Source organism: Streptomyces racemochromogenes, assembly GCF_039535215.1.
Lineage (GTDB): Bacteria > Actinomycetota > Actinomycetes > Streptomycetales > Streptomycetaceae > Streptomyces > Streptomyces racemochromogenes.
This window is the reverse complement of record NZ_BAAAWT010000001.1, coordinates 3,925,001-3,950,395: the sequence shown is the minus strand read 5'-3', so window position 1 is coordinate 3,950,395 and position 25,395 is coordinate 3,925,001. Positions and strand designations below refer to the sequence as shown.

General features: G+C 70.8%; 24 protein-coding genes, 2 rRNA genes and 2 pseudogenes (1 of these 28 running past the window's edge). 6 read left to right on the top strand and 22 right to left on the bottom strand.

Annotation, left to right across the window (positions count from 1 at the left end; genetic code table 11):
* Positions 1-162 (top strand): annotated as a pseudogene (locus ABD973_RS18340) (DUF397 domain-containing protein); the annotation flags it as partial.
* Positions 163-185: 23 nt separating this feature from the next.
* Here the strand turns inward: ABD973_RS18340 and ABD973_RS18335 are convergent.
* The 4 genes from ABD973_RS18335 to ABD973_RS18320 all read right to left on the bottom strand — a co-directional run bounded on the left by ABD973_RS18335 (position 186) and on the right by ABD973_RS18320 (position 2,440).
* Positions 186-653, bottom strand: coding sequence for a hypothetical protein (locus tag ABD973_RS18335; protein ID WP_125821476.1), 468 nt, complete (start codon positions 651-653; stop codon positions 186-188).
* A gap of 8 nt (positions 654-661) precedes the next feature.
* Positions 662-1,138 carry a hypothetical protein gene (locus ABD973_RS18330; RefSeq protein WP_125821477.1) on the bottom strand — a complete coding sequence of 159 codons (477 nt, stop codon included), beginning with the start codon at positions 1,136-1,138 and terminating at the stop codon, positions 662-664.
* A gap of 240 nt (positions 1,139-1,378) precedes the next feature.
* On the bottom strand, positions 1,379-1,651 hold the full coding sequence (locus ABD973_RS18325; RefSeq protein WP_345500936.1) for a DUF1876 domain-containing protein: 273 nt from the start codon (positions 1,649-1,651) through the stop codon (positions 1,379-1,381).
* 48 nt (positions 1,652-1,699) lie between these two features.
* On the bottom strand, positions 1,700-2,440 hold the full coding sequence (locus ABD973_RS18320; RefSeq protein ID WP_345500934.1) for a TetR/AcrR family transcriptional regulator: 741 nt from the start codon (positions 2,438-2,440) through the stop codon (positions 1,700-1,702).
* 130 nt (positions 2,441-2,570) lie between these two features.
* Here ABD973_RS18320 and ABD973_RS18315 point away from each other — a divergent pair, with 130 nt between their 5' ends.
* Positions 2,571-3,491 carry an ATP-binding cassette domain-containing protein gene (locus tag ABD973_RS18315; RefSeq protein WP_345500932.1) on the top strand — a complete coding sequence of 307 codons (921 nt, stop codon included), beginning with the start codon at positions 2,571-2,573 and terminating at the stop codon, positions 3,489-3,491.
* A complete protein-coding gene (locus ABD973_RS18310; protein WP_345500930.1) occupies positions 3,488-4,234 on the top strand; it encodes an ABC transporter permease in 747 nt (248 codons plus the stop codon). Before ABD973_RS18315 ends, ABD973_RS18310 begins: the two co-directional genes overlap by 4 nt.
* Here ABD973_RS18310 and ABD973_RS18305 read toward each other — a convergent pair.
* The 7 genes from ABD973_RS18305 to ABD973_RS18275 form a co-directional block, all read right to left on the bottom strand.
* Positions 4,231-4,503 (bottom strand): DUF1876 domain-containing protein, encoded by a 273-nt coding sequence (locus ABD973_RS18305; protein WP_125596210.1) that lies wholly within the window; start codon positions 4,501-4,503, stop codon positions 4,231-4,233. The two genes, ABD973_RS18310 and ABD973_RS18305, sit on opposite strands and share 4 nt — an antisense overlap.
* Positions 4,504-4,571: 68 nt before the next feature.
* On the bottom strand, positions 4,572-5,573 hold the full coding sequence (gene hemB, locus ABD973_RS18300) for a porphobilinogen synthase (protein ID WP_125596207.1): 1,002 nt from the start codon (positions 5,571-5,573) through the stop codon (positions 4,572-4,574).
* Between the two features lie 156 nt (positions 5,574-5,729).
* Positions 5,730-7,415: a bifunctional uroporphyrinogen-III C-methyltransferase/uroporphyrinogen-III synthase gene (locus ABD973_RS18295; protein ID WP_125821482.1), complete on the bottom strand. Its 1,686-nt coding sequence runs from the start codon at positions 7,413-7,415 to the stop codon at positions 5,730-5,732.
* Positions 7,412-8,380: a hydroxymethylbilane synthase gene (gene hemC / locus ABD973_RS18290; protein WP_125821483.1), complete on the bottom strand. Its 969-nt coding sequence runs from the start codon at positions 8,378-8,380 to the stop codon at positions 7,412-7,414. Before hemC ends, ABD973_RS18295 begins: the two co-directional genes overlap by 4 nt.
* Complete coding sequence (locus ABD973_RS18285) at positions 8,377-10,287, bottom strand: glutamyl-tRNA reductase (protein WP_345500926.1); 1,911 nt, start codon at positions 10,285-10,287, stop codon at positions 8,377-8,379. Before ABD973_RS18285 ends, hemC begins: the two co-directional genes overlap by 4 nt.
* Positions 10,284-11,123: a redox-sensing transcriptional repressor Rex gene (locus tag ABD973_RS18280; RefSeq protein ID WP_125602558.1), complete on the bottom strand. Its 840-nt coding sequence runs from the start codon at positions 11,121-11,123 to the stop codon at positions 10,284-10,286. The genes ABD973_RS18285 and ABD973_RS18280 overlap by 4 nt, the downstream gene beginning before the upstream one ends.
* Positions 11,124-11,396: 273 nt before the next feature.
* Positions 11,397-11,675, bottom strand: coding sequence for a glutaredoxin family protein (locus ABD973_RS18275; RefSeq protein WP_125602560.1), 279 nt, complete (start codon positions 11,673-11,675; stop codon positions 11,397-11,399).
* A 99-nt stretch (positions 11,676-11,774) separates the two neighbouring features.
* Here ABD973_RS18275 and ABD973_RS18270 point away from each other — a divergent pair, with 99 nt between their 5' ends.
* The 3 genes from ABD973_RS18270 to ABD973_RS18260 all read left to right on the top strand — a co-directional run bounded on the left by ABD973_RS18270 (position 11,775) and on the right by ABD973_RS18260 (position 15,402).
* The gene (locus ABD973_RS18270; RefSeq protein WP_125821485.1) at positions 11,775-12,803 is read left to right on the top strand and encodes an HAD family hydrolase; all 1,029 of its coding nucleotides are present in this window, start codon (positions 11,775-11,777) and stop codon (positions 12,801-12,803) included.
* Between the two features lie 340 nt (positions 12,804-13,143).
* Complete coding sequence (locus ABD973_RS18265; RefSeq protein ID WP_125602564.1) at positions 13,144-13,950, top strand: ECF subfamily RNA polymerase sigma factor, BldN family; 807 nt, start codon at positions 13,144-13,146, stop codon at positions 13,948-13,950.
* Between the two features lie 240 nt (positions 13,951-14,190).
* Positions 14,191-15,402 carry a DUF5667 domain-containing protein gene (locus ABD973_RS18260; RefSeq protein WP_125821486.1) on the top strand — a complete coding sequence of 404 codons (1,212 nt, stop codon included), beginning with the start codon at positions 14,191-14,193 and terminating at the stop codon, positions 15,400-15,402.
* Positions 15,403-15,584: 182 nt separating this feature from the next.
* Here ABD973_RS18260 and ABD973_RS18255 read toward each other — a convergent pair.
* From ABD973_RS18255 to ABD973_RS18205, 11 genes and pseudogenes are all read right to left on the bottom strand, one after another.
* Positions 15,585-15,836: pseudogene (locus tag ABD973_RS18255) on the bottom strand (glycerol acyltransferase); the annotation flags it as partial.
* A 126-nt stretch (positions 15,837-15,962) separates the two neighbouring features.
* Positions 15,963-16,958 (bottom strand): lysophospholipid acyltransferase family protein, encoded by a 996-nt coding sequence (locus ABD973_RS18250; RefSeq protein ID WP_345500920.1) that lies wholly within the window; start codon positions 16,956-16,958, stop codon positions 15,963-15,965.
* A complete protein-coding gene (locus ABD973_RS18245) occupies positions 16,958-18,019 on the bottom strand; it encodes an NAD-dependent epimerase/dehydratase family protein (RefSeq protein ID WP_125821488.1) in 1,062 nt (353 codons plus the stop codon). The genes ABD973_RS18250 and ABD973_RS18245 overlap by 1 nt, the downstream gene beginning before the upstream one ends.
* A 95-nt stretch (positions 18,020-18,114) precedes the next feature.
* A complete protein-coding gene (locus ABD973_RS18240) occupies positions 18,115-18,213 on the bottom strand; it encodes a 30S ribosomal protein bS22 (RefSeq protein WP_003948845.1) in 99 nt (32 codons plus the stop codon).
* A 144-nt stretch (positions 18,214-18,357) separates the two neighbouring features.
* The gene (locus ABD973_RS18235; RefSeq protein WP_042803574.1) at positions 18,358-18,567 is read right to left on the bottom strand and encodes a helix-turn-helix domain-containing protein; all 210 of its coding nucleotides are present in this window, start codon (positions 18,565-18,567) and stop codon (positions 18,358-18,360) included.
* A 115-nt stretch (positions 18,568-18,682) separates the two neighbouring features.
* Positions 18,683-19,513 (bottom strand): phosphatase, encoded by an 831-nt coding sequence (locus tag ABD973_RS18230; RefSeq protein ID WP_125604212.1) that lies wholly within the window; start codon positions 19,511-19,513, stop codon positions 18,683-18,685.
* A gap of 91 nt (positions 19,514-19,604) precedes the next feature.
* Complete coding sequence (locus ABD973_RS18225) at positions 19,605-20,753, bottom strand: acetoin utilization protein AcuC (protein WP_345504627.1); 1,149 nt, start codon at positions 20,751-20,753, stop codon at positions 19,605-19,607.
* On the bottom strand, positions 20,725-21,948 hold the full coding sequence (locus tag ABD973_RS18220; protein ID WP_125821490.1) for an MFS transporter: 1,224 nt from the start codon (positions 21,946-21,948) through the stop codon (positions 20,725-20,727). Before ABD973_RS18220 ends, ABD973_RS18225 begins: the two co-directional genes overlap by 29 nt.
* Before the next feature lie 55 nt (positions 21,949-22,003).
* Positions 22,004-22,657: an HAD family hydrolase gene (locus ABD973_RS18215; protein WP_125821491.1), complete on the bottom strand. Its 654-nt coding sequence runs from the start codon at positions 22,655-22,657 to the stop codon at positions 22,004-22,006.
* 131 nt (positions 22,658-22,788) lie between these two features.
* A 5S ribosomal RNA gene (rrf, locus tag ABD973_RS18210) occupies positions 22,789-22,905 on the bottom strand.
* Between the two features lie 75 nt (positions 22,906-22,980).
* Positions 22,981-25,395 (bottom strand): 23S ribosomal RNA (locus ABD973_RS18205) (it continues 704 nt past the right edge of the window).

Sequence of the window (25,395 nt, the reverse complement as noted above, 5' to 3'; positions counted from 1 at the left end):
TGGTCCAAGTCCAGCTACAGCACGGAACAGGGCGGCAACTGCGTCGAGGTCGCCGCCACCCCCGCCGCCATCCACGTCCGGGACTCCAAGGTCCCGGACGGCCCCACCCTCGACCTCGCCCCCGCGAGCTGGGCGGCGCTGACCGGCTGGGTGAGCCGGTAGGGGCACCGCCCAGAACAGCGGGGTCAGTGGAAGGTCACCGCGTACTGGCCGGCGGTAGCCGTCGGCTCGTAGTGGACCGTGCCGTACCAGCCCTCGTACGCGAGGGTCCCGCCCAGCACGTACCCGTCGAAGGCCTTGGCCTCGACCCCGGCGTGCGGGACCGGTACCAGGGCCCTGACGCCGATCTGGCTGCCGTCGTTGAACGCGAAGGTGGCGTCGCACGACGAGGTGTCGTACTTCGTCCCCCTCTTCTGGACCGTGCACTCGCGGTAGACGGTGCCGATCGTCTTCGTGCCGGAGGTCATCGGGCCGTTGCTGCCGCACGGCACGCCGACCCCCGGGAGGCCGAGCGCGCAGGTCAGCGGCGCCTTGCCCACGGGGTCGACGGTGAACGCCGGCGGGCTGACGATCGTGATGCCGTCCGCCGCCGCCGGCCCCGCGAGGGCTGTCGCCGCTGCCAGAGCCGCAGCGGCGAGGCTGAGGTATCGCATCAACGGCCTCAAGGCACCGACACGGTGTACTTGTTCGGGGTTCCCGCGACCGGCTCGTAGTGCACGTAGCCCGTAGTGCCCTCGTAGAGCCCGCTGCCACCCGTCACCACACCGTCGAAGGCCTTCGCCTCGACGCCCGCGTGCGGGGCCTCGACCAGGACCGTGGCGCTGATCTGGCTGCCGTTGTTCCAGCGGAAGTTGATGGTGCACAGGTGCTTGTCGAAGTTCGCGCCCACCTCTTCGACCACGCAGAAGCGGTACGAGGTGCCGGTGACCGCGTCGGTGTCGTCGTCGGTCATCGTCCCCTTGCTGGCGTACGGCACACCGAGCTGCGGTGTGCCGCCGGCCAGCGGTGTGCCCACCCCGTCGACCTTGAACCACGGCACGGCGGCTGCCGCCGACGCCGGTCCCGCCATCGCCATCAGGATTCCCGCCGCCGAGGCTGTCGCGAGCGCTCCGCGTACGAGGTACCCGGGTCGTCGCATCACATGCTCCCGCCGTGTCCGCCGGCCGCCCCTCGCGGCCGGTGCACGGCAGATCCGATCACCGCACGGCCCCGCCACGCCCGGGACGTCACGCGACGTAACCCCTCGGCGGGCGTGTCCCACCCGACCGGCCGGTGGTACGGGCGGCCGAACACCCGCGCGCCTCCTCGAACGGCGACGGCCCGGGCGTCTTCACGCCCGGGCCGCTGCGATGGCCCCTTCCGCCGAGCCGGAGACCGGTCAGCGCGTGATCGGGTACGACGTGCGTCCCGACGCGCCGTCGATCTCGTCGTGCGCCTTGTTGAGCAACTGCTCCCTCAGGTCGCCGAGCGCGCGCGCCGCCGCGAGCTCCTCGCCCACCCGGGGCTGATTACCGTCGCTCGGGTGACGGCTGGCGTAGCCGTGCGAGCGCAGCTCGCTCCCGTCCGGCAGGCGGACGAGGGCGGCGGCGCGGGTACGTTCGCTGTCCTCATCGAACTTCACGTCGACATGCCATCCGACGGCATCCTTCATGACGATCACCTCCGTGGCCGCTGCTTTCCAGCGTGCACCCGCCGGCCGCTAAGCGCTCGGCGGGGCGGTCCGCTCCGCGATCAAGCCCGCCAGGCCGTCGAGGATGCGGTCCAGGCCGAAGCGGAACTGGAAGTCGGGCTCGCCCGAGTCGGCGAAGGCGCCCGAGGACAGCAGGCGCGTCAGGGCGGGGTGGGTGTCGGAGGCGGTGAGCAGGTTCAACGTCTTCACGTAGCGGCCGATGACCTGGTCGGGGGCGACGCCGCTCTTGATGATGGCGTCCATCATGTCGGCGGCCATGGTGGCCTCGTTCCGGACCAGGCCCCCGATGAGGATGATCGCGGAGAGCTTCTCGCCCTCCTCCAGGGCCGTGCCGGCCATGGAGGCGAGGCCGCGTTCCATCCAGGCGAGCTGGTTGGGTGAGGCGGGCGGGGCGTTGAGCGGGATGCGCAGGATCCACGGCTTGGTCATGAGGAGGGTGCGCTGGGCGTACGCCCAGTCGGTCAGCAGGGCCCGCCAGTCCCACCCCTCCGCCTCCGGCGGGAGCGGCGGCGGGGTGCCGACGCCCGCCTCGGACATCAGGATGTACAGCTCTTCCTTCGCCGTGACGTAGCGGTAGAGGGACATCGTCGAGACGCCCAGCTCCTTGGCCACGCGGCCCATGGAGACGGCGTCCATGCCCTCGGTCGCGGCCAGGGCGACGGCCGCGTCGACGATCTTGGGGAGGGTGAGGGTCGGGCGGGGGCCCTTGCCGGGGCGTTCGCGCAGGCCCCAGGCCATCTGCAGGCTCACCGGGAGCCCGGTTTCATCTGGTTCGTCCTTCGGCACGGCCACCCCTCCCTTCACGTCTCGTTGACCCACATCCTAGTTCTGTGTATTACTTACGCAGAAGCGCGTAACCCATACGCAGAAGGGATGAGCCGTGAACGACCACGCCCTGTACGCCCGCGCCCTGACCAAGTCCTACGACGGCACCCGCGTCCTCGACGGCCTCGACCTGGCCGTCCCGAAGGGCTCCGTACTCGCCCTCCTCGGCCCCAACGGGGCGGGCAAGACCACCACCGTCCGCATCCTCGCCACCCTCACCGCCCCCGACTCCGGGACCGCGCGCGTCGCCGGGCACGACATCACCGGCGCGCGGGCCCTCGTACGCGAACGCATCGCGCTCACCGGGCAGTTCGCCGCCCTGGACGACCTCCAGACCGGCACCGAGACCCTCCGCATGACCGGGCGGCTGGCCGGGCTCTCCGCCCGCGACGCCCGCACCCGCGCGGACGAACTCCTGGAGCGCTTCGGCCTGTCGGAGGTCGCGGGTGCGCTCAGCAAGACCTACTCCGGCGGGATGCGGCGCCGCCTGGACCTCGCCGCGAGCCTCGTCGGGCGGCCCGAGGTGCTCTTCCTGGACGAGCCCACCACCGGGCTCGACCCGCGCAGCCGCCTCGAACTCTGGGACGCCGTACGGGAGATGCGCGCCGACGGCACCACCGTCCTGCTCACCACCCAGTACCTGGAGGAAGCCGACCGGCTCGCCGACCGGGTCACCGTCCTCGACAGCGGGAAGATCACCGCCGAGGGCACCCCGGCCGAGCTGAAGGCCCGCGTCGCCGGGCACCGCCTCGACCTCACCCTCACCAGCCGCCGCGCCTACGAGGCCCTCGCCGCCCGCGCCGTGCACCACGCCCCCGACGACCTGACGCTGGGCCTGGCCACCGACGGCTCCGCCGCCCAGGTGCGGGCCCTGCTCGACGAACTCGACCCCGACCGCACCACCGTCGCCCGCTTCGCCGTGCGCAGCGCCACCCTCGACGACGTATTCCTCGCCCTGACGGGAGCATCCCGATGACCGCCACCGCCCTCACCATGGCCGGGCGCAGCCTGCGCATCAGCCGGCGCAGCCCGGACGCGCTGATCGCCGCCCTGATGCTGCCGGTCATGCTGATGCTGATCTTCGTCTACTTCTTCGGCGGGGCCATCGACACCGGCACCGAGTACGTGACCTACGTGGTCCCGGGGGCGATGCTGCTGTGCGCCGGCTTCGGCGCGGCGAGCACCGCCGTGAGCGTGGCCGACGACATGAGCAAGGGCATCGTCGACCGCCTGCGCTCCCTCGACGTCGGCGGCGTGCCCATCCTCGCCGGGCACGTCGCGGCCTCGGTCGTACGCAACCTGCTCTCCACCACCCTGGTGCTGCTGGTCGCCCTCGCGATCGGCTTCCGGCCCTCGGGCGGGCCGCTCGCCTTGCTGGCCGCCGCCGGGCTGCTCGTCGCGTACATCACCGCGATCTCCTGGCTCGCCGCCGCGCTGGGGCTGCTCGCCAAGACCCCGGAGGCGGCGGGCGGGTTCACCTTCCTGATGATGTTCCTGCCGTACCCCTCCAGCGCGTTCGTCCCGATCGACACCATGCCGTCCTGGCTACACGGCTTCGCCGGGCACCAGCCGCTGACGCCGGTCATCGAATCGCTGCGGGCCCTGCTGCTGGACCAGCCCGCGGGCAGCACCCCGTGGACGGCCCTCGCCTGGTGCGCGGGGATCACCGCCCTGGCCCTCGCCCTCGCGACGGCCCTGTTCCGGACGCGCACCCGCTAGCGCTTGAGCGGGTAGGAGTGCTTGCCGGAGACCTCGTCGATCTCCGTGTGCGCCTTCTGGAGCAGCTGCGACGCCAGGTCCATGAGGGCCCGCGAGCCCGCGATCTCCTCACCGACCCGCAGCTGCTCCGGGTCGGAGGGATGGCGCATGGCGTAGCCGCGCGCCCTCATCTCGCAGCCGTCACCGAGCCTGAGCATGGCCGCCGCGTTGGTGCGGTGGCCGTCCTCGGTGAACTCCAGCTCCACGTGCCATCCCGCGAGCGTGGCCATGGCGGATCGCCTCCCACAGTCGGGCTACCCCTCCAGGGTGCGCCCGCCCCGCCCGGCACGCACCCGCGTCAGCGCTCGGCGCGCAGCCAGCCCGCGACCTCGGTCGCCCAGTACGTCAGGATCGTGTCCGCGCCCGCCCGCTTGATGCCGAGCAGCGTCTCCATGATCGCCCGGTCGCGCTCGATCCAGCCCTTCTCCGCGGCCGCCTCGACCATCGCGTACTCGCCGCTGATCTGGTACGCCGCCACCGGCACGTCCACGGCCTCGGCGACCCGGTGCAGGATGTCCAGGTAGGGGCCGGCCGGCTTCACCATGACCATGTCGGCGCCCTCCTCCAGGTCCAGCGCCAGCTCCCGCAGCGACTCGCGGGCGTTCGCCGGGTCCTGCTGGTAGGTCTTGCGGTCGCCCTGGAGCGAGGAGGCGACGGCCTCGCGGAAGGGGCCGTAGAAGGCGGAGGAGTACTTCGCCGTGTAGGCCAGGACCGCCACGTCCTCGTGGCCCGTCTCGTCCAGCGCGTCGCGGATCACGCCGACCTGGCCGTCCATCATCCCGCTCGGACCCACCACGTGGACGCCCGCGTCGGCCTGGACCTGCGCCATCTCCGCGTACCGCTCCAGCGTCGCGTCGTTGTCGACGCGGCCGTGCTCGTCCAGGACCCCGCAGTGGCCGTGGTCGGTGTACTCGTCCAGGCACAGGTCCGACATGATCACCAGGTCGTCGCCGACCTCGGCCTTCACGTCGCGGATCGCCACCTGGAGGATGCCGTCCGGCTCCGTGCCCGCCGTGCCCAGCGCGTCCTTGTTCTCGTCCGCCGGAACACCGAAGAGCATGATCCCCGCGACGCCCGCCTCGACCGCCTCCACGGCGGCCTTCCGCAGCGTGTCCCGGGTGTGCTGCACCACGCCCGGCATCGCCGAGATCGCCAGCGGCTCGCTGATGCCCTCGCGCACGAACGCCGGCAGGATCAGGTCCGAGGGGTGCAGCCGGTACTCCGCGACCATCCGCCGCATCGCCGGGGTGGTACGCAGCCGACGGGGCCGCGAGCCGGGGAAGGATCCGTACGCGCTCATGTTCTAGTCGCCTCTTCGAGCTTCGACAGCAGTCACCACCCAGCCTAGAGCCCGCCCGCCCGCCGCCCGCCGCCCGCCCTGCCCGGGGACCGGCCCCCGAAAACGCCGAAGGGGCCCGGGGCGCACACCGCGCCCGGGCCCCTTCGACCACTCACCTCACGTCGCGCGACGCCGGCGCGCGCCCGGCCGCCGCTCGCTCGGGCGGGCCACCACCTCGCCGGCCGCCTTGGCCGCCTCCCGGCGCGCCTCCCCGTACGCGGCCAGCGCCTCCGCCAGCTTGCCCACGCTCGGCTCCGGCGACAGGACGTCCACGCGCAGGCCGTGCTCCTCCGCCGTCTTGGCCGTCGCCGGCCCGATACAGGCGATGACGGTCACGTTGTGCGGCTTGCCGGCGATGCCGACCAGGTTCCGCACGGTGGACGACGACGTGAACAGAACGGCGTCGAAACCGCCGCCCTTGATCGCCTCACGCGTGTCCGCCGGCGGCGGCGACGCCCGCACGGTCCGGTACGCCGTGACGTCGTCCACCTCCCAGCCCAGCTCTATCAGCCCGGCCACCAGCGTCTCCGTGGCGATGTCGGCGCGCGGCAGGAAGACGCGGTCGATCGGGTCGAAGACCGGGTCGTACGGCGGCCAGTCCTCCAGCAGCCCGGCGGCCGACTGCTCACCGCTCGGCACCAGGTCCGGCTTCACACCGAACTCCACCAGCGCGGCCGCGGTCTGCTCGCCCACCGCGGCGACCTTGATGCCCGCGAAGGCACGCGCGTCGAGCCCGTACTCCTCGAACTTCTCCCGCACCGCCTTGACGGCGTTCACCGAGGTGAAGGCGATCCACTCGTAGCGGCCCGTCACCAGACCCTTGACCGCCCGCTCCATCTGCTGCGGGGTGCGCGGCGGCTCCACCGCGATGGTCGGCACCTCGTGCGGCACAGCACCGTACGAACGCAGCTGGTCGGAGAGCGAAGCGGCCTGCTCCTTCGTACGCGGTACGAGGACCCGCCAGCCGAACAGCGGCTTCGACTCGAACCAGGCCAGCTCCTCGCGCCGCGCCGCGGCACCCTGCTCACCGACCACGGCTATCACCGGCCGGGAACCCTCGGGCGAGGGGAGCACCTTGCCCTGCTTGAACACCTGGGCGATCGTGCCCAGCGTCGCGCTCCAGGTCCGCTGCCGGGTCGTCGTACCGCCCACGGTCACCGTCAGCGGGGTCTCCGGCTTGCGGCCGGCGGCCACCAGCTCGGCGGCCGCGCTCGCGACCGTCTCCAGCGTCGCCGAGACCACCACGCCGCAGTCGCTCGTGCCGACCTCGCTCCAGCAGCGCGCCGAGGCGTGCCGGGCGTCCACGAACCGCACGTCCGCGCCCTGCTCCCCGCGCAGCGGGACACCCGCGTACGCGGGCACGCCGACGGCGGTCGCCACACCGGGCACCACCTCGAAGGGGATCCCCTGGTGGGCGCAGGCGAGCATCTCCTCGGCCGCGTTCCCCTCCAGTCCGGGGTCACCCGTCACCGCACGGACGACCCGCCTGCCGGAGCGCGCGGCCTCCATGACAAGATTGGCAACGTCCGCGGCGGTCGAGGGAGTACGGATCGCCGGGACACCGGCGGCTGCTGACATCTCGTCAGCGACCGTCAGCTGCGGCGTGTCGACGCCCGCCCGCGCATGGGTCCGTACGACCTCCAGCACCTCGGGCTCAGCGATCAGTACGTCCGCGGCAGCGAGCGCCTCGACGGCGCGCAGCGTCAGCAGACCCGGGTCGCCCGGACCCGCACCGAGGAAGGTGACGAGCCCGGGGGCGGCTACGCCCGCGAAGGGGGAGGTGGTGGGGCTTGAGGGGTTCAAAGGGATCGCTCCCCCATCAGACCGGCCGCGCCCTTGGCCAGCATCTCGTCCGCGAGTTCGCGGCCGAGCGCCATGGCCTCGTCGTACGACTGGGGCACGGGACCGGTGGTGGACAGCTGCACCAGCGTCGAACCGTCGAGGGTCCCGACGACACCACGCAGGCGCATTTCATTGACAATCTGCCCGTCGGCCAGAAGGTCGGCGAGCGCGCCCACGGGTGCGCTGCACCCGGCCTCCAGGGCGGCGAGGAGCGCACGCTCCGCGGTCACGGCGGCCCGCGTGTGCGGGTCGTCGAGCCGGCCGAGCGCGGAGATGAGGTCCGCGTCGGAGGCGAGGCACTCCACGGCCAGGGCACCCTGGCCGGGCGCGGGCAGGACGTTGTCGACCGACAGCAGGTCGGTCGCCTCGTCGCCGCGCCCGATCCGGTTCAGGCCGGCCGCGGCCAGCACGACCGCGTCCAGCTCCCCGGCGCGCACGAAGCCGATCCGGGTGTCGACGTTGCCGCGGATCGCGACGGTCTCGACGGACTTCCCCAGGCTGCGGGCGTACGCGTTCAGCTGCGCCATGCGGCGCGGCGAACCGGTACCCACGCGGGCCCCGTCCGGCAGCTGCTCGAAGGTCAGACCGTCGCGGGCCACCAGCGCGTCGCGCGGGTCCTCGCGCTTGGGCATGGCCGCGATGACCAGCTCATCGGGCTGCGCCGTCGGCAGGTCCTTCAGCGAGTGCACGGCGAAGTCGACCTCGCCGCGCACCAGCGCGTCGCGCAGCGCCGTGACGAACACGCCGGTGCCGCCGATCTGCGCGAGGTTCTCGCGGGACACGTCACCGTAGGTCGTGATCTCCACGAGCTCGACGGGCCGGCCGGTGATCGCCCGTACCGCCTCGGCGACGTGCCCGGACTGGGACATGGCCAGCTTGCTGCGCCGCGTGCCGAGCCTGAGGGGCTGGTCGGGACGTGTGTTCATGATGCCCGTCCTGGGTCGTCGTTCATCGGATCGGCCGCGTCCGCCCGGCTGACGGAAGCCACCGTCTGAGGGTCGAGGTCGAAGAGTTCGCGCAGCGCCTCCGCGTACCCGGCGCCGCCGGGCTCGCTCGCGAGCTGCTTGACGCGCACGGTCGGCGCGTGGAGGAGCTTGTCGACGACGCGGCGCACGGTCTGGGTGACCTCCGCGCGCTGCCGTTCGTCGAGATCGGGTACCCGCCCGTCGAGCCGTGCCACCTCCATGGCGACGACCTCGGCGGCCATCGCCCGCAGGGCGACGACGGTGGGCGTGATGTGCGCGGCCCGCTGCGCGGCGCCGAACGCGGCCACTTCCGCGGCGACGATCGCGCGTACGGCGTCGACGTCGGCGGCCATCGGCGCGTCCGCGGACGCCTCCGCGAGGCTCTCGATGTCGACGAGCCGAACGCCCGGAATCCGGTGCACGGCCCCGTCGATGTCCCGGGGCATGGCCAGGTCCAGCAGCGCCAGCCGTACAGGAACGGCCCCGTCGGCCAGCGCCCGCGCCGCCCGCCGCGGCTGCCGCTGCGCGGCGGCCTCACCCTGATCGGCCCAGGCCCCGTGCAGTTCGAGCGACCCGGCGTCGACCCCGGCCAGCGCCGAGCGGCCGCCGCCGACCGACCCGACCCCTTCAGCGGGCGCGTCCAGCCCGACGGGACACCCGTCCGCCTCGACGGGCGCGGGCGCGGTGATCGTCCGCACGGCCCCGGCATCGGCGATCCGCCGCCCGGCCTGGGCTGCGGCCGCAAGCCGCGCCACGACCTCGGCGTCGACCCCGGCCTGCGGCGCAGCCGCGAAGGCCGAGCCCAGCACACCGGCCGCGGCGAAGCCGTCGGCCACCGCCGGCCCGGCGGCCTGGGGCGCGGCGAAGCCGTCGGCCGTCCCCGGCCCGGCGGCCTGGGGCGCAGCCCCGTTCTCCAGCCCCGCCGGCATTTGAGGCGCGGGAGTCTGGGGGCGGAGCCCCCAGGAGGGGGCCGGGGGCTCGCCCCCGGTTTCGGGAAGGGGCGGGGTGGGGGAGAGCCCCGCAGGGGCCCCGGCATCGGTGAGGGCAGCCGTGACGTCGTCCCCGGTCAGCACCAGCCCGGTGGCCCCGGTACAGGACACGACGACGTCCACCCGCGCGAGCTCCCCCGCCACGGCGGACATCGGAACGGCCCGGGCCGCGACACCAGTGCCCGAGGCAACCAAAATCTCCGCAAGACGCTCCGCCCGCTCCGCGGTCCGGTTCGCCACGACCACCTCGGCGACACCCACCCGCGCGAGCGTCGCCGCCGCCAGCGAGGACATCGACCCGGCGCCGATCACCAGCGCCCTCTTCCCCGCGGCCCACTCCCCCACCGGCTGGTGCGCGGCGAGCTGCTCCAGGCCGAAGGTCACCAGCGACTGCCCGGCCCGGTCGATCCCGGTCTCGGAGTGCGCCCGCTTGCCGACCCGCAGCGCCTGCTGGAACAGGTCGTTGATCAGCCGGCCCGCCGTGTGGAGCTCCTGCCCCAACGCCAGCGCGTCCTTGATCTGGCCGAGGATCTGGCCCTCGCCGACGACCATCGAGTCCAGCCCGCACGCCACCGAGAACAGGTGGTGCACCGCCCGGTCCTCGTAGTGCACGTACAGGTACGGCGTGAGCTCCTCCAGCGCGACCCCGCTGTGCTGGGCCAGCAGCGTGGACAGCTCGGCGACGCCGGCGTGGAACTTCTCCACGTCGGCGTAGAGCTCGATGCGGTTGCACGTGGCCAGCACGGTCGCCTCGGCCGCCGGCTCGGCGGCCAGGGTGTCGTGCAGCAGCTTGACCTTGGCGTCGGCGGACAGCGAGGCCCGCTCCAGCACGCTCACCGGCGCGCTGCGGTGGCTCAGGCCTACGACGAGCAGACTCATGCCGGCATCACCGCCGGCACGTCACCCTCGGGACCGTTCTTGCGCGCGGCGGCGGCCGCCGCGGCGGCCCGGCCGGCCGGCGGCTCGACGGCGGCGACGGGCGCGGCGCCCGCGGCGGCGTCCCCGCCGGGCTCGGTGTCGGCGTCCACGTCCGCACCGGCGGCGCCGGAGCCCTCGCCGGCCTTGCGCTGCTCGTGGAACGCCAGGATCTGGAGCTCGATGGACAGGTCGACCTTGCGCACGTCCACGCCCTCGGGCACGGACAGCACGGTCGGCGCGAAGTTCAGGATGGAGGTCACGCCGGCGGCGATCAGCCGCTCGCTGACCTGCTGGGCCGCGCCCGCGGGCGTGGCGATGACGCCGATGGAGACGCCGTTCTCCTCGATGATCTTCTCCAGATCATCGGTGTGCTGCACGGGCATGCCGGCGACCGGCTTGCCGGCCATGGCCGGGTCGGCGTCGATCAGCGCGGCCACGCGGAAGCCGCGCGAGGCGAAACCGCCGTAGTTGGCCAGGGCGGCGCCGAGGTTGCCGATGCCGACGATGACGACCGGCCAGTCCTGGGTGAGGCCGAGTTCGCGGGAGATCTGGTAGACGAGGTACTCGACGTCGTAGCCGACGCCGCGCGTGCCGTACGAGCCGAGGTAGGAGAAGTCCTTGCGCAGCTTCGCGGAGTTGACTCCGGCGGCGGCCGCGAGCTCCTCGGAGGACACCGTGGGCACCGATCGCTCGGAGAGCGCGGTGAGTGCGCGCAAGTACAGCGGAAGCCGGGCGACAGTGGCCTCGGGAATACCTCGGCTGCGGGTCGCCGGTCGGTGAGTTCGGCCAGTTGCCACGATGCTCCTGCGGGATGAGCGGGGCTGCAGGCGGCCTCTTGTCCCAGGACCGCCCCGTCGAATGCAGGCTATGTCTTTGTGAACGCGTGCACAAAGATTGTGTCCGCTTTGTCCGTCCAAAGTGACCGGGGTCACGCGGGCTGGGCAGATGGGGCCCGGGCCGGGAACGGGCCGAACCCGTTCAAATCCCGAGGGGGGCAAAACGGTACACACTCCTCATCGATACGCCCCCGAGTCCCCACAAAACGCCCATGATGGTAACGGGCGAAACGGTCAGGCTCCCAATGCCCGACGCAGCCGGTCAGGGTTCACCCTCCAGAAGGTGTGCTGTTCACCGTCGACCAGCACCACCGGGATCTGCTCCCAGTGCAGCCGGTAGAGCTCCTCGTCCTGCGAGATGTCCTTCTTCTCCCACTGTGCGCCCGTCTCGGCGCACACCTTCTCGATCACTTCCTGGGCGTCATCGCAGAGATGGCACCCCGGCTTCCCGATGAGCGTCACCATCCGCTCTCCGGGACGCTTCTTTTCCTTACGGCGCAGCAAAGGGCTCATGCCGCCATTGTCCCGCGCCTGCCCGGCATGCCCGAAGAGTTAACCGCTCCGTTTCCGGGCGGTTCGGGAACTCCCGAACACAATGGCTATGCTCGCGTCATGGCCGCTCTGGGATGGCTCACCCCCCGTAGGCGCTCCGCGACGGCGCGGAGCGTACTGGCAGGCGAGGCCTCGGCCGAGGCCGCCCGCAAGACCGCTCAGGCCGGTGCGCCACACGCCCCCGAGGCGGCCGGCGCACCGGAGACCGGGCCTGCGCCCGCGCCCGGGGAAGCCCCCGGCACCGCGGCCGCCGCCGAAGCCGAAGCCGCCGAGGCCGCCGAGGCCGAGGCCGCCGAGCCGGAGTTCCCGGTCCACGGCGACGACCTCGCCGCCGCCTTCTTCGACCTCGACAACACCGTCATGCAGGGCGCCGCGATCTTCCACTTCGGCCGCGGCCTCTACAAGCGCGAGTTCTTCCGCCGCCGCGAACTGGCCCGCTTCGCCTGGCAGCAGGCCTGGTTCCGGCTCGCCGGGGTCGAGGACCCCGAGCACATGCAGGACGCCCGCGACAGCGCCCTGTCCATCGTCAAGGGCCACAAGGTCTCCGAACTCATGGCCATCGGCGAGGAGATCTACGACGAGTACATGGCGGAGCGGATCTGGCCGGGCACCCGCGCCCTGGCCCAGGCCCACCTCGACGCCGGCCAGAAGGTGTGGCTGGTCACCGCCGCCCCCGTCGAGACGGCCACGATCATCGCCCGCCGCCTCGGCCTGACCGGCGCCCTGGGCACCGTCGCCGAGTCCGTGGACGGGGTCTACACCGGGCGCCTGGTCGGCGAGCCGCTGCACGGCCCCGCGAAGGCGGAGGCGGTGCGCGCGCTGGCCGCCGCCGAGGACCTCGACCTCGAACGCTGCGCCGCGTACAGCGATTCGCACAACGACATCCCGATGCTGTCCCTGGTCGGACATCCGTACGCGATCAATCCCGACACAAAACTGCGCAAGCATGCCCGGGCCAACGACTGGCGGCTGCGCGACTATCGGACCGGCCGCAAGGCCGTGAAGGTCGGCGTACCGGCGGCCGCCGGAGTCGGCGCCATCGCGGGCGGCGCGGCCGCCGCCATCGCCCTGCACCGGCGCCGCAAGTAGCAACGGCGGGCCCCCGCCCTCCGGCGGGCCGCCCCGCCGTCATTCGCTCCCCTCTACCCGCGCCGTCGGCGCGGCACTCCGGCCTGCCCGACTCGGTCGCGAGCCACCGTGGAAGCGTCCATTCCGTGCATCCAAGCGATCAGGAATCGATCACCAACCAGGCCTGAATATGCCCTGGACACGCAACAGAAGTGTCGGAACCGGTGATTTAGGCAACTGGGTGTAGCGCTGCCTGTACGAAGCGTTATTCTCCTCAAACGCATGCCACCGCCCATCCGTCCCCACGACGGGTGAACGGTCCCGCACTGCACGTGATGGAAGCTCTGCCTCTGGGAGTCCCGTGTACCCACCTGTCGGGGTTGACGCCTCGGGCCTGGCTACGCTGCGCGCGACGGTCCTCGACCACCTGCGCGGCTTCGTCCCCACCGCGTACGCCGTCCCCGCCTTCGCCGCCGCGGTCCCTGCCGGCCTCGGCCCGGCCGGCCCCTGCTACGCCCTGACGGACGGCGGGGCGACCGTGGGCAGACGCGGTCGCGCGGGCTCCGCCGCCACCAGCGGCACCAGCACGCCCACCGCCCGCCGCCCCACGGCGGACAGCGACCAGGCCCGCATGATGGACCTGGTCGAACGCGCCCAGGCCGGCGAGGCGGAGGCCTTCGGCCGCCTCTACGACCAGTACAGCGACACGGTGTACCGCTACATCTACTACCGCGTCGGCGGCAAGGCGACCGCGGAGGATCTCACCAGCGAGACCTTCCTGCGCGCGCTGCGCCGCATCTCCACCTTCACCTGGCAGGGCCGCGACTTCGGCGCCTGGCTGGTGACCATCGCGCGGAACCTGGTGGCCGACCACTTCAAGTCCAGCCGCTTCCGGCTGGAGGTCACCACCGGCGAGATGCTCGACGCCAACGAGGTGGAGCGCAGCCCCGAGGACTCCGTCCTGGAGTCCCTCTCCAACGCGGCCCTGCTCGAAGCCGTGCGGAAACTGAACCCCCAGCAGCAGGAGTGCGTCACCTTGCGCTTCCTCCAGGGCCTCTCGGTCGCCGAGACGGCCCGGGTGATGGGCAAGAACGAAGGGGCCATCAAGACGCTCCAGTACCGGGCGGTCCGCACCCTGGCCCGCCTGCTGCCGGACGACGCCCGCTGACCCGGCCCCCTCCCGCTTACGACTACACAACCCCACGACCGGTGACCCCTCGATGACGCTGTGGTCCGATCATCCTTCGTCCGTAACCCAAGTGCCGCGCCGCTCGTTGTGCGGAATGCAGGCTCCCTGTGGACAAGCCCTGCCCGAAGCCGCTCACCCGAAAGTGTGGATGTGCTCAAGGAAGGCAACCTTCCGGACACCTTGGGGAGTCGATCGTCATGACGAGAGGAGGTGCCGCCAGTGATCGCGAACGTGACTCCGCACCGGCGGGCGAACGCCTTCGCCCAGGCCCTGGAGGATCGGACCCCGTCCGCTCTTTCGGAACCGGACCCGGCGGCCGAGCAGTCCGAGGCACCTGCCGAATCCGCCGACCACGAACGGTTGTTGGCCCTGGCGAGCGTGCTCGGCGAAATGCCGCGCCCGGTGCTGGACCCCGAGGTCAAAGTGGTGCAACGAGCACAGCTCGTAGCCGCCATGGAGGCCATGGTGAAGGAGGAGAGGGCCGGGGGCGGTGCCGCCGCGGACCCTCTGGTGCCCGAGCAGCGGACCGGCCGCGGCGCCCACCGGGCGACCTCGCTCCGGAAATTGCGGCCCCGCTCCCGCTGGTCCAAGGGCATCGCAGCGGGGGGCCTCACCGTGGGTGTGGCCGCAGGGGCCTTCAGCGGAGTGGCCGCTGCCAGCACCGACGCCCTGCCCGGTGATCCCCTGTACCCGGTCAAGCTGGGCATGGAGGACCTCAAGCTGGGCATGGCCGACGACGGCGCGGACCGGGGCGAGGTCTACCTCGACCGGGCCTCGAACCGCCTGTCGGAAGCGCGCCGGCTGATGGAACGCGGCCGTTCCGGACCCCTGGACCACGAGGTCCTCGGCGAGATCCGGCGGGCCCTGGCAGGCATGCAGCACGACGCGGCAGAGGGCCACCGGCTGCTCCAGGCGGCCTACAAGCGGGACGGCTCGCTCGGCCCGATCCAGACCCTGTCCTCGTTCTCCAACTCCCACCGCGACGCGTGGGGACGGCTCCGGTCCAACCTGCCGCCGCAGCTGACGGACGTGGGCGACCAGGTGACCTCCGTCTTCCAGGCCATAGACGATGAGGTCGCGCCGCTCCAGGGGCTGCTGCCCAAACCTCCCGAGCAGCAGCGCGGCGGCCCCGGAGGAAGCCCCGCCAGGCCGAGCACCCCGGCGACGGGCAAGCAGCAGCCCGCACCGGCACCGGACTCCCCCGCCGCGGCGCAGACCCCGGCCGCCCCCAGCCCCTCCGGCAGCCGCGCCCCGGCTCCCGGCAGCGGCCTCCTGGGCGGCACGGGCAACCTGCTCAACCCGCCGTCGCACGGCCAGTCCGCCCCGCCCCCCTCGGCACCCCCGGCCCAACCCCAGCCGGACATCACCCTCCCCCCGCTCCTCCCGGGCCTCCTCCCAGGCCTGGGCATCCAGGCGGAGGACGCCGAGTAACAACGGAAGCGCCCGGCGAGCTGGTCCTCCCAGCCCGCCGGGCGCTCCGGCACGGGCTCCGGCCATCCAGCCCCGCCGGCGTTTGAGGCGCGGGGTCCGGGGCGGCGCCCCGGGAAACGGAGAAAGGGCGGGGCGGGGCGCAGCTCCGCGCAGCGGCACCCCACCCCGCCCCCACCGCACCGTCAGAAGAAGACCGACCTCCGCTGCACCAGCAGCTTGTACAGCGCGTGCTGGATCTGCTCCCGCACCTGGTCCGTCAGGTTGAACATCAGCATCGGATCCTCCGCCGCCTCCGGCGCGTACCCGTCCGTCGGGATCGGCTCACCGAACTGGATCGTCCACTTCGTCGGCAACGGCACCGCCCCCAACGGCCCCAGCCACGGAAACGTCGGCGTCACCGGGAAGTACGGCAACCCCAGCAGCCGCGCCAGCGACCCAATTCACGACGCCGACCTCGCGCTGCTCGGCCCCAGGGGGCCTCACAGGCTTCGCCCGGCTGCGCCGGACTCCGTCCGTCGACGCACCGGGCCCCGCCCCTGCCGACCGGCGGCCGGCAACCGTCAGAAGAAGACGGACCGTCGCTGGACCAGCAGCTTGTACAGCGCGTGCTGGATCTGCTCCCGCACCTGGTCCGTCAGGTTGAACATCAGCATCGGATCCTCCGCCGCCTCCGGCGCGTACCCGTCCGTCGGGATCGGCTCACCGAACTGGATCGTCCACTTCGTCGGCAACGGCACCGCCCCCAACGGCCCCAGCCACGGAAACGTCGGCGTCACCGGGAAGTACGGCAACCCCAGCAGCCGCGCCAGCGTCTTCGCGTTGCCGATCATCGGGTAGATCTCCTCCGCCCCCACGATCGAGCACGGCACGATCGGCGTGCCCGCCCGCAGCGCCGTCGAGACGAAACCGCCCCGCCCGAACCGCTGGAGCTTGTACCGGTCACCGAACGGCTTCCCTATCCCCTTGAAGCCCTCCGGCATCACCCCGACCAGCTCACCGGCCTCCAGCAGCCGCTGCGCGTCCTCCGCGCACGCCAGCGTGTGCCCGGCCTTCCGCGCGAGCTCGTTCACCACCGGCAGCATGAACACCAGGTCCGCCGCCAGCAGCCGCAGGTGCCGCTGCGCCGGGTGGTGGTCGTGGACGGCCACCTGGAGCATCAGGCCGTCCAGCGGGAGCGTCCCCGAGTGGTTCGCCACGATCAGCGCGCCGCCCTCCTTCGGGATGTTCTCGACGCCCCGGACCTCCACCCGGAAGTACTTCTCGAACAGCGGCCGCATCAGGGACATCAGGACCTGGTCCGTCAGCTCCTTGTCGTAGCCGAACTCGTCGACCTCGTACTCGCCCGTGATCCGCCGGCGCAGGAACGCCAGCCCGCCCGCGATCCGCCGGTCCCAGCCACCCCCGCCGCCCCGCACCGGGGCCGGCTCCACCGGCTCGACCGGATCCACCGGCTCCACCGGCTCCGGCCGGTCCGGGACCGCCCGCACCTTCCGGGCCGCACCGGCCCGCCGGCGCGGCCGGTCCTCGTCGAACGGGATGACCTTGGCGTCGGCCACTATCGCTCCACTCCCTCGGCAACCTCGTCAACGTCCAACAGCTCCGCGACCCGCCCCACGGCCCGCGCCACCCGCTCCGGCGGCAGCAGCCCGCTCCCCCGGCTCCGCGCGAAGTCCGCGAAGGTCTCCGCGGTCGTGTACATGGGCCGGAAGCCCAGCGTCTGACGCATCTGCGTGGTCTCCACGACCCGCCCGTGCGTCAGCAGCCGGATCTGCTCCGGCGAGAAGTCCGTCGCGCCCACCGCCCGCAGCGCCTGCCCCACCCACGTCACCGCCGGCAGCAGGAACGGCACCGTCGGCCGCCCCAGCCTCCGCGCGCACTGCGACAGCAGCAGCACCCCGTCACCCGCGATGTTGAACGTCCCGCTGTTCAGCGTGCCCCGCTCCGGCTCCCCCGCCGCCAGCCTCAGCACGTCCACCACGTCGTCCTCGTGGACGAACTGCAGCCGCGGGTCGTACCCCAGCACCGTCGGCATCACCGGCATCGAGAAGTACTCCGCCAGCGCCGAGTCCGCGAACGGCCCCAGGATGTTCGCGAAGCGCAGCACGCACACCGCCACGTCCGGCCGCCGCCGCGCGAAGCCCCGTACGTATCCCTCGACCTCGGTGGCGTCCTTCGCGAAGCCGCCCGCCGGCAGCGACTTCGGCTGCGTCGTCTCCGTGAAGACCGCGGGATCCCGCGACGTGCCCCCGTACACGCTGGTGCTCGACTTCACCACGAGCCGCCGCACCGTCGGGGACTTCTGGCAGGCCCCCAGGAGCTGCATCGTCCCGATGACGTTCGTCTCCTTGACGGTGCTGCGCCCGCCCGGCGCCCCCGCCGCGGCCCCGCCGGTGACCGCGAGATGGACCACCGTGTCCACGGCGTGCTCCGCGAGCACCCGGGCGATGGCCGACTGTCTGATGTCCGTACGCACGAACTCGGCCGAGCCGAGCCGGTGCGGCGGGCTCACCGCGTCCACCGCGATGACCCTCTCCACCCCCGGGTCGCGCTGGATGCGGCGCACGAAGCGGCCCCCCAGCTGCCGAGCTGCCCCGGTGACGAGCACGACCTTCCCCACGAGCTCAGCGCCTCCCTCGAAGAAGTACCCCGGCTGCACCGCAGCCCCTCCACCAGGATGGTGGAGGGGCTGCGGAAAACACGTACAGCTGCCGTTTACTTCTTGTTACGGCGCTGGACGCGGGTGCGCTTGAGCAGCTTGCGGTGCTTCTTCTTCGCCATCCGCTTGCGCCGCTTCTTGATAACAGAGCCCACGACTACCCTCGCTCACTTCTCTTCACTGGTGCGGGGCGTCTGGGCCCACACGACCTACGTCGGCCTAGCCTACCCGCCCAAACTCAGAGCTTGTAATCCGAGCCCTCCGCAGGAGTTACCAAGCCTCGGCAGGAGGCCTGGATCTCAGGCCGACTCCACCCCCACGAAGGACTCCTGGAGGTACTCGTGGACCGCGTTCTCGGGGACCCGGAAGGACCGGCCCACCCGGATCGCGGGCAGATGACGGTTGTGCACCAGCCGGTACACCGTCATCTTCGACACTCGCATCACCGAGGCGACCTCCGCCACGGTCAGGAACTGAACCTCACTGAGAGGCCTCTCGCCAGCAGCCATGACACCCACCTGACCTTCCGCGCATGACGGGCACCGGCTTCCCCTCCGGTTACTCCTCGTCGTCGCACGCTCACTCCCCAGAGTAGGGGCGGGTGATACGAGTGGGGAAGAGGAGCTACGGCCACTCCTGACGCCCCGACAGGCCGGCCCGGTGCAGCACGAACCGGATGAGCGGACCGTAGTAGTCCGAGCGCACCCCGTCATCAAGCGGAACGGTCACCACCACCCGCCCCTCGGCCTCCCCCACGAACAGCGCCGGATCATCCGTATCGCCCAGCCCGATCGCCTCCACACCCAGCTGACCTGCACCGCAGACCCACCCGTGATCACCCACCACCAGTTCCGGCAACGGCCCCCCGGCCGCCGCCAGCGCCCCCAGCGCGACCCGAACCGGCAGCGGCGAATGGGAGTGTGCGCCGGTGGCACTCCCCGCGCCCCGCGCGCCGGACTCCCGCACCAGCGCGACCCCCCGTACGTAATCGATCCGGTGCGGCCGTACGCCGAACCGGGTCGCCATGTCGACATGCACCCCCTGCGCCGGAGTGAGGACAACACATCCCGCCGCCGACAGCGCCCGGGCCAAACCGGCGTAGAAGGGCAGGAGCCGATGCGGGTGCCCCGTCCCGAACAGCACCGGCGACCGCGCCCCCGCCGCCGCCCCCAACCGCACGGCGAACGCCTCCAGCGCCGCCACCGTCCGCTCCGGATCGATCACGTCCGGCCCCCTGACGTGCGCCGGATCCGCCGACACCCCGCACTTGGCCGACATCAGCCCCAGCAGCTCACCCACACCCCACCGCCGCTCCGGCTCCAGCCCCAGCAACACCCGCGGGTCCCCCGCCGCGAACAGCCGGTAGCTGCTCAGGCTCTCCTCCCGCGTCGTGGCGACGGGCCCGGCCAACCGGGCGGCCAGCAGATGCGCACGCAACGCGCCGGTGCTCAACACCCTCCGATGCTGCCGCAACCCACCTGCCGGTTCATCAATTCCACCCAACAGCCCCACAGTTGGCGTAACCGCGCCGACGACTGACCCCTCGTCACACCAGCATCCCGCGCAGCGGGAACACCGCCCTCCGCGTCGCCAGAACGGCCTGATCCGTACGGTCCGCCGGGTCGTAGCCGGCCTCCCAGTCCCGCCACCGCGGAGTCCGCCCGTCCGTCATCCGGGCCGGCCCGCCCTGCCGCGTCCGCGCGTACGCCTCGTCCCGCCACGACTGCGGCACCATCGCCGCCGGATCCACCGGCCGGTGCGCCGCGATCCCCACCAGGTGCGTCCACGACCGCGGCACGACGTCCACCACCGCGTACCCGCCGCCGCCCAGCGCCAGCCACCGCCCGCCCGCGTACTCGTGCGCCAGCGCGTGGCACGCCTCCTGCACCGCCCGCTGCGCGTCCAGCGACACCGCCAGGTGCGCGAGGGGGTCCTCGAAGTGCGTGTCCGCCCCGTGCTGCGTCACCAGCACCTGCGGCCGGAAGTCCGCCAGCAGCTCCGGCACCGTCGCGTGGAAGGCCCGCAGCCACCCCTCGTCCCCGGTCCCCGCCCGCAGCGCCACGTTCACCGCGCTCCCCTCGGCACCCGGACCACCCGTCTCCTGCGGCCAGCCCGTCTGCGGGAACAGCGTCCGCGGGTGCTCGTGCAGCGACACCGTCAGCACCCGGGGGTCGTCCCAGAACGCCGCCTGCACCCCGTCCCCGTGGTGCACGTCCACGTCCACGTACGCGACCCGCTCCGCGCCCAGCTCCAGCAGCCGCGCGATGGCCACCGCCGCGTCGTTGTACACGCAGAACCCGGCCGCCCCGCCCGGCATCGCGTGGTGCAGCCCGCCCGCGAAGTTCACCGCGTGCCCGGCCTCCCCCCGCCACAGGGCCTCCGCCGCCGCCACCGACTGGCCGGCGATCAGCGCCGACGCCTCGTGGATCCCGTGGAACGCCGGATCGTCGAGGGTCCCCAGACCGTACGAACCGTCCGCCAGCCCCGGATCCGCCGACACCTCCCGCACCGCGGCCACGTAGTCCTCCCGGTGCACCAGCCGCAGCGTCGAGTCCCCGGCCGCCGGAGCCGCCCGCACCTCCATCTCCCGGTCCAGCCCGAAGGCACGCACCAGGCCCATGGTCAGCGCCAGGCGCACCGGGTCCATCGGATGGCTCGGTCCGAAGTCATACCCCGTTACCGCCTCGTCCCACATCAACAGCCCGGTCACCGACTCGCCGCTCATGCCCGACACCGTATCGGGCCCCATCGGCGCCGAAGGAACGGGCGTGGAACAACGTCACCAACACCAGCACCATCGGCACGACCATCGCGCCCCGGTAGCTCCAGGCGTCCCCGATCCCGCCCACCAGCGGCGAACCGATCAGGAAACCCACGTAGTTGAAGATGTTCAGCCGCGCCACCGCCGTGTCCGACGCACCCGGGAACAGCCGCCCGGCCGCCGCGAAGGTCTGCGGCACGATCACGCACAGCCCGATCCCCAGCAGCGTGAAGCCGAGCATCCCCACCCCGGCCCCCGGCGCCACCGCCACCACCCCGAACCCAGCGGCGGCCACCACCGTCCCGGCCCGCACCACGGCCACCGCACCGAACCGGCGCACCCCCAGGTCCCCGACCGCCCGCCCGGCGAGCGTCGTCACCATGTACACGTTGTAGGGGACCGTCGCCAGCTGCTCCGAACTCCCCAGCACGTCCTGGAGGTACTTGGCACTCCAGTTCGCCACCGTCGAGTCCCCGATGTACGCGCAGGCCATCACCAGGCACAGCGGCAGCAGCAGCTTCCCCCCGCCCGCCGGCCACCCCTGTTCCGCCTTCCCGCCCCCGTCCGCCGCGTCCACGTAGAACCGGCTCCCGGCGAACGCCAGCGGCAGCAGCACCGCCACCGCCGGCAGGTAGCCCGTGAACAGCGACAGGTGCCAGTGCGCGCCCGCCCAGGCCGCAGACGCCCCCAGGATCCCGCCCAGGCTGTACGCGGCGTGGAACCCCAGCATGATGGAGCGCCCGTACGCCCGCTGCAGGCTCACCCCGAGCATGTTCATCGAGGCGTCCAGCGCGCCCACCGCCAGCCCGAACACCCCCAGGGCCACCGCGACCTGCCACATCCCGCTGCCCGCCCCCACACCGAGCAGGGCCAGCAGCACGACGGGCTGCGCCCACCGCAGCACCACGCCGGGCGGGACGCGCTTCACCAGGTGCTCGGTCGCCACGCTGGAGAGCCCGGCGAGGACCGGCACGGCGGCGAGGAACGCGGGCAGCAGCCCGTCGGATATCCCGTACCGGTCCTGAATGGCCGGGATCCGCGTCACCAGCAGGGCGAAGGCGACGCCCTGCACGAAGAAGCCGAACCCGAGCGCCCCGCGCCCACGGCGAAGCCGTACGTCAACCGTCATGGCGGCACAGCGTAGGGCCCGCGACTACCCGTGGGTAGAGAGATCACACACCCAATCAGCCGCCCAGTCCGAGCAGGGCGGACAGCTCCTTCATCTCCCCGAAGCAGGCGGTGGCGCCGACGAGCCGCTCGGCGGGCACCATCGAGGTGAAGCCGAGGACGTCCATCCCGGCGGCCCGCGCGGCCTCGACGCCGAGGGGGCTGTCCTCGACCACCACGCACCGCGAGGCGGGGACCCCCATCATGTCGGCGGCGTGCAGGAACAGGTCCGGTGCCGGCTTGCCCTTGCCGACGTCCTCCGCACTGAAGATCCACTCCTCCTCGAACCACTCGTCCATCCCGGACGCCCGGTGCCCGACCCGGATCCGCTCGTGGCCGGAGGACGAGGCCACGCAGTAGGGCATGCCGGTCGCGGACAGTTCCCCGAGGACGTCGACCACTCCGGGGACGGGCCGCAGTTCCCGCTCGAAGGCGGCGAAGAGACGCCCGTTCAGGACCCCCTCGAAGTCCGCCGGCAGCCGCTGCCCGGTCCGCTCCTGGACGAGGTCGTGCACCCGGTGCACGGCAGACCCCATGTAGTCCCGGAGGGATTCCTCGTACGTGGTGGGGTGCCCGAGCTCCGTCAGGTACTCGGAGAGGATCGTGTTGGCGACCGGCTCGCTGTCCACGAGGACGCCGTCGTTGTCGAAGATGACCAGCTCATAGCCCATCGGCCCACCATACGAGCAGTCAGCTCAGGTTGACGGCAACCCCGTGCCGGTAAACGGCTGAACGCGCCCGAACGGGCCCTGAACGCAGAAAAGCCCCGCACCAGAAGGTGCGGGGCTTTCCCACAATGATTGTTCGGCGGCGTCCTACTCTCCCACAGGGTCCCCCCTGCAGTACCATCGGCGCTGAAAGGCTTAGCTTCCGGGTTCGGAATGTAACCGGGCGTTTCCCTAACGCTATGACCACCGAAACACTATGAAGTTTGAACTCCAGCCGGCAAGGCGAGTTCGTTACTTCAGAACTAACACAGTGGACGCGAGCAACTGAGGACAAGCCCTCGGCCTATTAGTACCAGTCAGCTCCACCCGTTACCGGGCTTCCACATCTGGCCTATCAACCCAGTCGTCTACTGGGAGCCTTACCCTCTCAAGGAGGTGGGAATACTCATCTTGAAGCAGGCTTCCCGCTTAGATGCTTTCAGCGGTTATCCCTCCCGAACGTAGCCAACCAGCCATGCCCTTGGCAGGACAACTGGCACACCAGAGGTTCGTCCGTCCCGGTCCTCTCGTACTAGGGACAGCCCTTCTCAATATTCCTACGCGCACAGCGGATAGGGACCGAACTGTCTCACGACGTTCTAAACCCAGCTCGCGTACCGCTTTAATGGGCGAACAGCCCAACCCTTGGGACCGACTCCAGCCCCAGGATGCGACGAGCCGACATCGAGGTGCCAAACCATCCCGTCGATATGGACTCTTGGGGAAGATCAGCCTGTTATCCCCGGGGTACCTTTTATCCGTTGAGCGACGGCGCTTCCACAAGCCACCGCCGGATCACTAGTCCCGACTTTCGTCCCTGCTCGACCCGTCGGTCTCACAGTCAAGCTCCCTTGTGCACTTACACTCAACACCTGATTGCCAACCAGGCTGAGGGAACCTTTGGGCGCCTCCGTTACCCTTTGGGAGGCAACCGCCCCAGTTAAACTACCCATCAGACACTGTCCCTGATCCGGATCACGGACCGAGGTTAGACATCCAGCACGACCAGAGTGGTATTTCAACGGCGACTCCACAACCACTGGCGTGGCTGCTTCAAAGTCTCCCACCTATCCTACACAAGCCGAACCGAACACCAATATCAAACTGTAGTAAAGGTCCCGGGGTCTTTCCGTCCTGCTGCGCGAAACGAGCATCTTTACTCGTAGTGCAATTTCACCGGGCCTATGGTTGAGACAGTCGAGAAGTCGTTACGCCATTCGTGCAGGTCGGAACTTACCCGACAAGGAATTTCGCTACCTTAGGATGGTTATAGTTACCACCGCCGTTTACTGGCGCTTAAGTTCTCAGCTTCGCAACCCCGAAAGGTCACTAACCGGTCCCCTTAACGTTCCAGCACCGGGCAGGCGTCAGTCCGTATACATCGCCTTACGGCTTCGCACGGACCTGTGTTTTTAGTAAACAGTCGCTTCTCGCTGGTCTCTGCGGCCACCCCCAGCTCAGAGAGCAAGTCTCATCACCAGGAATGGCCCCCCTTCTCCCGAAGTTACGGGGGCATTTTGCCGAGTTCCTTAACCATAGTTCACCCGAACGCCTCGGTATTCTCTACCTGACCACCTGAGTCGGTTTAGGGTACGGGCCGCCATGAAACTCGCTAGAGGCTTTTCTCGACAGCATAGGATCATCCACTTCACCACAATCGGCTCGGCATCAGGTCTCAGCCTTAACGTGTGACGGATTTGCCTACCACACGGCCTACACCCTTACCCCGGGACAACCACCGCCCGGGCTGGACTACCTTCCTGCGTCACCCCATCGCTTACCTACTACCACCTTGGATCGCCGGCTCCACCACTTTCCATTCCCCGAAGGGTCCGGAACGGCTTCACGGGCTTAGCATCAGAGGATTCGATATTGGGCGTTTCAAAGCGGGTACCGGAATATCAACCGGTTGTCCATCGACTACGCCTGTCGGCCTCGCCTTAGGTCCCGACTTACCCTGGGCAGATCAGCTTGACCCAGGAACCCTTAGTCAATCGGCGCACACGTTTCTCACGTGTGTATCGCTACTCATGCCTGCATTCTCACTCGTGAACCGTCCACAACTAGCTTCCGCTGCTGCTTCACCCGGCACACGACGCTCCCCTACCCATCACAGCGGGCGTTGGCCCTATTGCTGCAATGACACGACTTCGGCGGTACGCTTGAGCCCCGCTACATTGTCGGCGCGGAATCACTTGACCAGTGAGCTATTACGCACTCTTTCAAGGGTGGCTGCTTCTAAGCCAACCTCCTGGTTGTCTCTGCGACTCCACATCCTTTCCCACTTAGCGTACGCTTAGGGGCCTTAGTCGATGCTCTGGGCTGTTTCCCTCTCGACCATGGAGCTTATCCCCCACAGTCTCACTGCCGTGCTCTCACTTACCGGCATTCGGAGTTTGGCTAAGGTCAGTAACCCGGTAGGGCCCATCGCCTATCCAGTGCTCTACCTCCGGCAAGAAACACACGACGCTGCACCTAAATGCATTTCGGGGAGAACCAGCTATCACGGAGTTTGATTGGCCTTTCACCCCTAACCACAGGTCATCCCCCAGGTTTTCAACCCTGGTGGGTTCGGTCCTCCACGAAGTCTTACCTCCGCTTCAACCTGCCCATGGCTAGATCACTCCGCTTCGGGTCTAGAGCGTGCAACTCAATCGCCCTATTCGGACTCGCTTTCGCTACGGCTTCCCCACACGGGTTAA